General features: G+C 62.5%; 7 protein-coding genes and 1 tRNA gene. 1 reads left to right on the forward strand and 7 read right to left on the reverse strand.

Features of this window, described 5'->3' with window-relative positions; translation table 11 throughout:
- The 7 genes from EN742_RS15860 to EN742_RS15890 all read right to left on the reverse strand — a co-directional run.
- Positions 1-764 (reverse strand): ATP-binding cassette domain-containing protein (locus EN742_RS15860; protein ID WP_189375360.1); only part of this gene is annotated, 764 nt, incomplete at its 3' end.
- Complete coding sequence (locus EN742_RS15865; RefSeq protein ID WP_126056444.1) at positions 757-1,644, reverse strand: proline/glycine betaine ABC transporter permease; 888 nt, start codon at positions 1,642-1,644, stop codon at positions 757-759. The genes EN742_RS15865 and EN742_RS15860, both read right to left, overlap by 8 nt.
- A gap of 148 nt (positions 1,645-1,792) precedes the next feature.
- Positions 1,793-2,785: a glycine betaine ABC transporter substrate-binding protein gene (locus EN742_RS15870; RefSeq protein WP_126056445.1), complete on the reverse strand. Its 993-nt coding sequence runs from the start codon at positions 2,783-2,785 to the stop codon at positions 1,793-1,795.
- Between the two features lie 270 nt (positions 2,786-3,055).
- Positions 3,056-3,943 (reverse strand): dihydrodipicolinate synthase family protein, encoded by an 888-nt coding sequence (locus tag EN742_RS15875; protein WP_126059236.1) that lies wholly within the window; start codon positions 3,941-3,943, stop codon positions 3,056-3,058.
- Positions 3,944-4,403: 460 nt separating this feature from the next.
- A complete protein-coding gene (locus tag EN742_RS15880; RefSeq protein WP_126059237.1) occupies positions 4,404-5,090 on the reverse strand; it encodes a GntR family transcriptional regulator in 687 nt (228 codons plus the stop codon).
- Positions 5,091-5,360: 270 nt separating this feature from the next.
- Positions 5,361-5,437: transfer RNA gene (locus EN742_RS15885), tRNA-His, on the reverse strand.
- 358 nt (positions 5,438-5,795) lie between these two features.
- Positions 5,796-6,254 carry a phasin gene (locus EN742_RS15890; RefSeq protein ID WP_126056446.1) on the reverse strand — a complete coding sequence of 153 codons (459 nt, stop codon included), beginning with the start codon at positions 6,252-6,254 and terminating at the stop codon, positions 5,796-5,798.
- Between the two features lie 247 nt (positions 6,255-6,501).
- Here EN742_RS15890 and EN742_RS15895 point away from each other — a divergent pair.
- Positions 6,502-7,995 (forward strand): PAS domain-containing protein (locus tag EN742_RS15895; RefSeq protein ID WP_245492333.1); only part of this gene is annotated, 1,494 nt, incomplete at its 3' end.

The following is a 7,995-nucleotide window of genomic DNA, read 5'->3' on the forward strand; positions in this document are numbered from 1 at the left end:
AGGTCCTGGCTGTTGCCCTGCTGGATGATCGAACCGTCGCGCAAGATGACGATCTGGTCACCGAGCCGCAGCGCCTCATCGAGATCATGGGTGATGAAGACGATGGTCTTCTTCAGTTCGGTCTGCAGATCGAGCAGCATGGTCTGCATGTCGGTCCGGATCAGTGGATCGAGAGCCGAATAGGCCTCGTCCATCAACAGGATCGAGGCATTGTTGCTGAGTGCGCGGGCAAGCCCGACGCGCTGCTGCATGCCGCCGGACAGTTCGTCCGGATAGCGCTGCTCAAAGCCGGCGAGGCCGACGCGCTCGATCCAGCGCATGCCGATGTCACGGCTCTTCGCCGCCTCGACACCACGCACCTCCAGTCCGAACGTGACGTTGTCGATGACGGACCGGTGCGGCAGCAGTCCAAATCTCTGGAACACCATCGCGGTGTGGTTGCGGCGGAACTCGCGCAGCTCCAGCTCCGACATTTCCAGAACGTCGCGCCCGTCGATCATGATCGAGCCAGATGTCGGCTCGATCAGCCGGTTGATGTGGCGGATCAGCGTCGACTTGCCTGAGCCCGATAGCCCCATGACGACCTGGACCTTGCCCGCCGGCATGGAGATGTTGATCTTGTTCAGCCCCAGAATGTGGCCATGCGTCCTGCCGAGTTCGGTCTTCGACAGACCGTTGCGGACCGCATCGACGTATTTCTCCGGAGATTTGCCGAAGATCTTGTACAGGTCACGGATTTCGATTGAGGCGTTGTTGCTAGTCATGAGCTGCACCCCGATGCTTCTGCAGCCGGTGGCCATAGGCCTGGCTGATGCGGTCGAAAATGATCGCGATGCCGACAATGGCAAAGCCGTTGAAGATGCCTTGCGTGAAGTACTGGTTGGCGATGGCCTGGAGAACGTTGAGGCCGAGCCCCTGCACGCCGATCATCGAGGCGATGACCACCATGCCGAGCGCCATCATGATGGTCTGGTTGATGCCGGCCATGATGGTCGGCATGGCGAGCGGGATCTGTACCTTCCAGAGCTTTTGCGAGCGCGAGCAGCCATAGGCGTCGGCGGCCTCCAGCACCTCCTTGTCGACCAGGCGGATGCCGAGGTCGGTGAGGCGGATGATCGGCGGGATGGCATAGATCACCACCGCGATGAAGCCCGGCACCCGGCCAATGCCGAGCAGCATGACGACCGGAATGAGATAGACGAAGGGCGGCATCGTCTGCATGACGTCGAGCACCGTGTGCATGACCGCGCCGACGCGCTTGTAGCGGTTCATCAGGATGCCGAGCGGAATGCCGATGGCGATGGCGAAGATCGTCGCGGTGAAGACAAGCGAGATCGTCTTCATCGCGTCCTGCCACAGGCCAAGGAGGCCGATGGCGATGAGCGTGCCGACAACGGCGGCAACCACAGCCCAGCGCCGTGCCGCAAACCAGGCGATGACCGCCAGGGCGAGCACGACCAGCGGCCAGGGCGCGTTCGAGATGGTGCTTTCGAAGAAGACGAGAACGCGCAGCAGCGGATAGAAGAAGTCTTCGATCGCCTGACCGTAGCCGCGCGTCAGCGCCTTCAGGGCGCCGTCGATAGACCGCTTCACCGCAAGCAGGAATTCAGGGTCGAGTTGAGGGAATCTGAAAAGCCAATCCATATCGCGATGCCCTATTGTGATTGCGCCATTGGGGACACATTGCCGGCCATAGGCCGAGAGCAGGGAACAAAGGCTACGCCGGCGGACCGAGCCGCCTAGGTGGAGGCCTTGAATACGCTCAAAGCCTCCACCCGCCCGATTGCCCGATTTAGAGCGCGGCTTTGACCTTTTCGGCGACGTCAGCCGGGACCCACTTGGTCCAGACTTCCGGCATGTTCTTGATGAACCACTTGGCGCCGTCCTCGCCATTGGCCTGGTTGTCGGTCATCCACAGCATCACCTTGCCGACTTCAGCCTGGGTCCAGCTGCGCTTGGCGAGGTAGTCCTTGACCGGGCCGACGTCGTCACGCTGGGTGAACTTGCTGCTGGCCAGCGTCACCATCTCAGCCTGTTTCCAGTAGTTCGGCTTCGGATCCGGACAGTCCTGCTTTGACGTGCAACGCGCCCACTCGGCATCGTCATGAGCCATTTCGAGGCGCACCATCGGATACTTCACCAGAAGGGATGTCGGTGCCCAATATTGCGCGAGGAATCCCTGCTTCTGTTCATAGGCTTTGGAGATGACGCCATCGAGCGCTGCCGCCGAGCCGGTGGGGACCAACTCGAAGCCCTTCTTGTCACCCTCAATGGCCTTGTAGAGCTGCGCCGTCACGACCGTGTCGCCCCAACCCTGCGGGCCCTGGATAACGCCGCCTTTCGAGGGGTCTTCCGGAGCCGGGAACAGCTCCGGATGCTTCATGGCGTCGTCGACGGTCTTGATATCGGGATGCGCATCCGCGACATATTGGGGAATGTACCAGCCGGAAACCTGCCCGTCGCTGATCGCCGTGCCGATCTGGCTGATCCGCCCCTCGGCGGCGCCCTTGATATAGACGTCACCGAGCAGGCTTGGCGTCGATTCCGAAGAAATGTCCGGCTGGCCCTTCTCGATCATCGCGGTGATCGTCGGCACGGTGTCGCCCGCAACCGTCGTGGCGTTGCAGCCGTAGCCGTTCTTCAGGATGAACTGGTCGACATTGGACATCGCCTCGGCCGACTGCCAGCTGAAGACCGCCAATGTAACGTCGCCGCAAGCCGCCTGTGCGGCACCTGCGGTAAGCAGCGCTCCGAGGGCAACGGCAGGAAATAGTAGTTGTCTCATTTTGTTCTCCTCATTCTTCGCGTGGCTTATTGACAGACCGACACCGAACCCACGCCGCCCGGCGAAACTGAACTAGCAGGGTGATGCAAGAAGGCGTTTCATCGTCTCCCGATTGCGCCTGCAGCGACGCCGCCTACCCGGACGTCGCGGATCGGCCCGCCCTCCACTCGCGAACCGCCATCCGCACCTTTGCCCCGATCGACGTCACAGGTGAGGCGCCACGGTTCGCCGGCAGGAAAGTTGAGAAGACTTTGGCTTTCTGGCTCACGATCAGGCCGCCTCGCGCTCGACGAGGGTGCCGAGCGCCCGTCGCAGCGTCGCTACTCTGTCGGCGGGGAGCGCGCGCAAAGGCTTGCGGGGACTTCCGGCGCCATAGCCGACCAAGTCTGCCGCGGCATAGACCGACTGCACGTAGTCGCCCTGCCAAAGAAGGGACATGACATGCTCGAGCGACGCCCAGATTTTGCGCACGTCAGCCCAGTCTTTTGAGGCTGCCGCTTCAACCAGGGCCACGGTTGTCCTGGGCGCAAAATTTGCTCCGCCCCATATCAGGCCGCTGCATCCCGCGTAGAGGGCATAGGCCACCAGGTGGTCGGCGCCATTCATGACCGGAAGGCCGGTGCGAATGAGCGAAGCCTGCTTGCCGAGATCGCCGCCGCTATCCTTGACGGTGCAGAAGCCTGGAATCGCGCACAGTTCCCTCAGCAGCGAGGGCGTGATCGCAACGCCCACCGCCTGGGGCACGTTGTAGCCGATGATCGGCAGTCCGCCCTTTGCGGCCTCCGTGTAGAAGTCGACAATGCCCCGGTCATCCGTTGGGCCTTCGAAGAAGGGCGGCAGCACCATCACCCCATCGGCGCCGCAATCCTTGGCGTGGCGGGTCCGCTCGACAACATCTTCGACGAGCAGCGCGCAGGTCTGCACAATGATCTTGGCGCGCCCGTTGATGATCTTGGCGCCCTTTTTGACCAGAGACTTCGACTCGTCCGCCGACAGGTATGCGTGCATGCCCGTGCCCGAGCTCAGAACAAAGCCCCGTATGCCGGCCGCGATATAGCGCTCGATGTTCTGCTCGAGCCTGCCGAGATCGATGCGACCTTGCGCGTCGAATGGCGTGGCAATCGCGAGGTTCAATCCTGAGAAAGGGAAATCGGACATGTTCATGCAGGCTTCCTGTCCCGGAGCGGCCGTTTCCGACCAATGCGTCATTCGGCCAAAGGAGAACCGTCTGAGAACTCTCCTGAGAAATCCTCAGCGCCCGAAACCCGGTCGATCGCATTTGATGGCGCGCAAGATTGCACACCGGCGTGCCGGAGTCAACAAATTGTATTTTTTAGGTACACAAATCTTATAATTGGATAACACAATGCTGATGCCCTGAACCGAACCGCCGTCCGTGGCCGGAGATGCGACGACAATGGCGCCGGGACAGAGCCGCAACCGGGCGGCGTGACAGAATCAGAGCGAAAAGGGCAGGCATGCCTCGATGACGCCGCATGCTATGCGGACTGGCGGCTATTGGGAGTCTCGCGAGCGTGGCGCCGCAGCCGACCAACAGTCCCAGACAAACCATAACGTGGCAGAATGGAAGGTTTTTCAGAAGGACAGAGCGCAGCCGTCAGGAATCGCCGACCAGGGCATCCGCCTTCAAGCCTTGAGGTGCGATGAACATCTCCATGGTCTCGCGCGACAGTTCCCAATGCTCGAACACCAGGTCGACGACAGCGTTCTCATCATGACCGCCAATGGCCGAGATGAAGCCGTCATGGTGTTCGACGGCGATCCCCAAACGCCGACGCATGTCATCATTGCGGGGCCGGAAGAAGGTGTGGCCGATACGGGCGTGATCGATCAGCAGCCTGCCGAGGCTCGGCTGAAGATAGGCATTTCCGGACATCTCGCCGATGATCTCGTGAAACCTGTTGTTCTCGACCACCATCGACAGTGCGTCGCCCGACTTGCTCGCGGCGCGGAAACGCTCCTGCGTGTCTTTCAGGTCTACCAACTGCGAAGGCTTGAAGTTTTGCACCGCCAGCCGGCCGATGGCGGCGTAGACCATGGGAGCGACGAGGAAGAACTGCCTAAGGGTCGAGTGATTCATCGGAACGACCCGGGCACCCCGGTTGGCGCGAATTTCGATGTAGCCTTCGCCCTCCAATCTGCGGAAGATTTCCCTCACCGGAGTGCGCGACAGGCCGTAGCGCTCGCTTAACGCTACCTCGTCCAGATCCTCGTCCGGATCGAGTTCCATCGTCAGGATGCGACGCTTCAGATCGTCGTAAAGACTGCCCTTGCTTCCCTTCATCGCGCACCTCAGAATCAACCCTGCCAGTCGATCATACTTGGCACTCCTGAAGAGAGTCGCACGCACCTGTGGGCGTGTCAACGGATTGTATTTTCTTGGTACACAATTTTTGGACGAGTGGATCGACGGCTCTCGATGGGAGCTATCAGCCGATCGCATAAGCAGCGGTGACGCGCAGAGGGGCCAGAAGGATTTTTCCTTCGAATGCCATAAGCCGGCGCGACCAGGCTGAGCTATGAAATTCTTAGCAAGATCAAATACTTAAGCCGATGGTACCGTTGGCTGGGATCGAACCAGCGACCTCCGGATCCACAATCCGGCGCTCTAACCAGCTGAGCTACAACGGCACGTCTGCCGGAGCGCGATCCAGGGGAAGCTCTGCTCTCCAGATCCGCTCTGTCGTTCGGCGATGCGTCCAATACGGACTATCGGAGCGTAATTCAAGGCCCTTGATGAGGCAAAGGCGGGTTCTGCGAACCGCGCCCGGTTTTCAACCAGCCAATTTCGGGCAAAAGAAAAGGCCGGCGGGAGGAGGTGCCGGCCTTTTCCTGTTACGAGCCAGCGGGAGGAGGTGCTGGCTGGTCATCCCGGAGAGCAGAGGGAGGAGGTTCCGCCCGCCGGGTATTCGCTTGGACAACTCTATCGCACATCTATTTGTCTGATAAAATGCGACGTTTTGATGCATCGCCGAGTTATGCGAAGATATTAGGCGGCCTTGATGTCCTTCAAGGCCTTCTCGAAAGCGGTCTTGATCGGCTTGGAGACGTCCTCGGCAGCCTTGGAAGCGACGGCCTGGAATTCCTTGGCCTGCTCGACGGCCAGTTCGGCACGCTTGCGCAGGAATGCGGTCTGCAGCTCGACGACTTCCGACAGCGACTTGGCGCTGACCAGGGCTTCGAGATGCGAGAAGCCGGCGTCGGCATTGGCGCGCAGCGCGGCGATGGTCTTGAGCGACAGGTCGCCGGAAACGGTCTTGGCGGTCTCGAAGGTCGACTCCAGAACCTTCTGGGTCTCCTCGGCGCCGGTCTTCAACTTGGCATAGGCTTCCTTCGACTGCTCGACGCCCTTCTCGGCGAAGGCGCGGATCTGGTCGGTGGCCTTGGAAGCGTCGAAGCTCGGGAATTCAACGTTCTCGATGGTCTCGGCGGTCTTGATCTTGGACATTTTCCATCCTTTTCGCGGGTAGCGGCTTTGACAGAAAGCCGTCTCGTTCATGTATGATGGCAATATAGAGGTTTTTTTGTGCATTGCAACATCTTTGTTGCAGTGCACCATCAGAATCTTCCCCGCCGTTAACCAAGCGCTCAGAGATTTCGCCCGCCGCACGCCTTGGCTTGTGGACCTTCGCACCGCCCGCTTTTATTAACAAAGCGTTAACTGAAATTGCCCGCCGGAGGGATTCGCCAAGCGCATGCCGCCCGAAAACTATTCCTTCCTCGACGTTGCCGTGCTCGATGCGGTCCGCCAGCGCTTCGCCGCCGGCGATGCGATCGCTATATTGTCGGCCGACCTCGAACAGGTGATCTGGGCCAACGGCCCCGGAGCGGCGGTGTTCGGCTATCCGGACATCGAGGGCATCATCGGCGCCTCGGCGCGGCTGCCGCTGATCGCCAGGCGCCAGATCATGGCGACCAGCGGTTTTCCGCAGATCGGCAGCGACCGGGCCATCACGCTGCGGCTGGCGACCGGGATGGTGAGCCGCGCCGTCGGCTTCCTGGCCAGCGCGGTGGCGATGCCAGACGGCGAGAAAGCGATCATGCTCACGGTGCCCGCGGCGCAGACCGGCTCGCGCAGTGCTGCAGAGATCGCCAGCCGCGCCATTGGCGGCTTCACCGAGGACGGCCATTTCATCGCCTTCGTCGACGCAGCGGGCAAGGTAGAGGCCGCCTCCGACGGTTTTGCGGCGCTGGGCATCCTGCCCGAGACGCTGGCGGCGCTGGTCGCAGACGTAGCCGATGACAGCGACCGCATCGTCAAGCGCCTGGTCCCGGGCGGCAGCAATTCCTATCCGGCCGGCCTCGCGCGGCTGACCGAAACGCGCCACTTGCTGGTGGTCATCGACGAAGCCCAACTCGACGAAGAGCGGCCGGGTGAGCCGGGGGGCGACGCTCCGGCAGCCGCGGCATTGCCGGCGGAGGCGCCTTCCGCTGTGCCGGAGGCAAGGCAGGAACCTTCGCCCACGACGCCGGACGTGATGGCCGAGTCCACGCCGGAGGTGGCCAAGGGCGTTGCCGTCCCTGCCGGCGGCCCAGTTGCCGGCCCGACTGGACAGAGCCCGAAAGCGGCGGTGGGCGACCGGGCGACGGCCAGCGAGACGCAGCCGCAGCACGACCATTGGTACTTCAACGCCGGCGGCGATGAGGCACGGCATCAGGACCATGCATCCGGCAAGGCCGAGGCGGCGGAGCCGGCGTCGCCAGCCGAAGCGCCTCGGCAGGCCGCCGCCGCGCCGGCCGCCGGGCGGACGATCGATCGGTCGGCGCCGCCGCTGCGCTTCGTCTGGCGCACCGACGCTGACGGCAAGTTCAGCGCATTGTCGGCCGAATTCGCCGAGATCGTCGGCAAGCCCGCCGCCGACGTGATCGGCCGCCGCTTCAAGGATGTGGCCACCACTTTCGGCCTCGATGCCTCGGGCGAGATCGCCGGCCTGCTCGAACGCCGCGACACGTGGTCCGGCCGCTCGGTGCTGTGGCCGGTTGCCGGCACCGATCTCAAGATACCGGTCGACCTGGCGGCGCTGCCGGTCTATGGCCGCAGCCGCGCCTTCGAGGGTTTTCGCGGCTTCGGCGTTGCCCGGGCCGGCGACGCGGTCGTCGATCCGGAAGCCATCGGCATGGCGCTTGTCCCCAATGGCGGGCCGCTTGCCGATGGCGAGCGGCCGGCGCCGAGCGAGCCGGCCGTCGAG

Origin of the sequence: Mesorhizobium sp. M4A.F.Ca.ET.020.02.1.1 (assembly GCF_004022645.1) — a bacterium.
Taxonomy (GTDB): domain Bacteria; phylum Pseudomonadota; class Alphaproteobacteria; order Rhizobiales; family Rhizobiaceae; genus Mesorhizobium.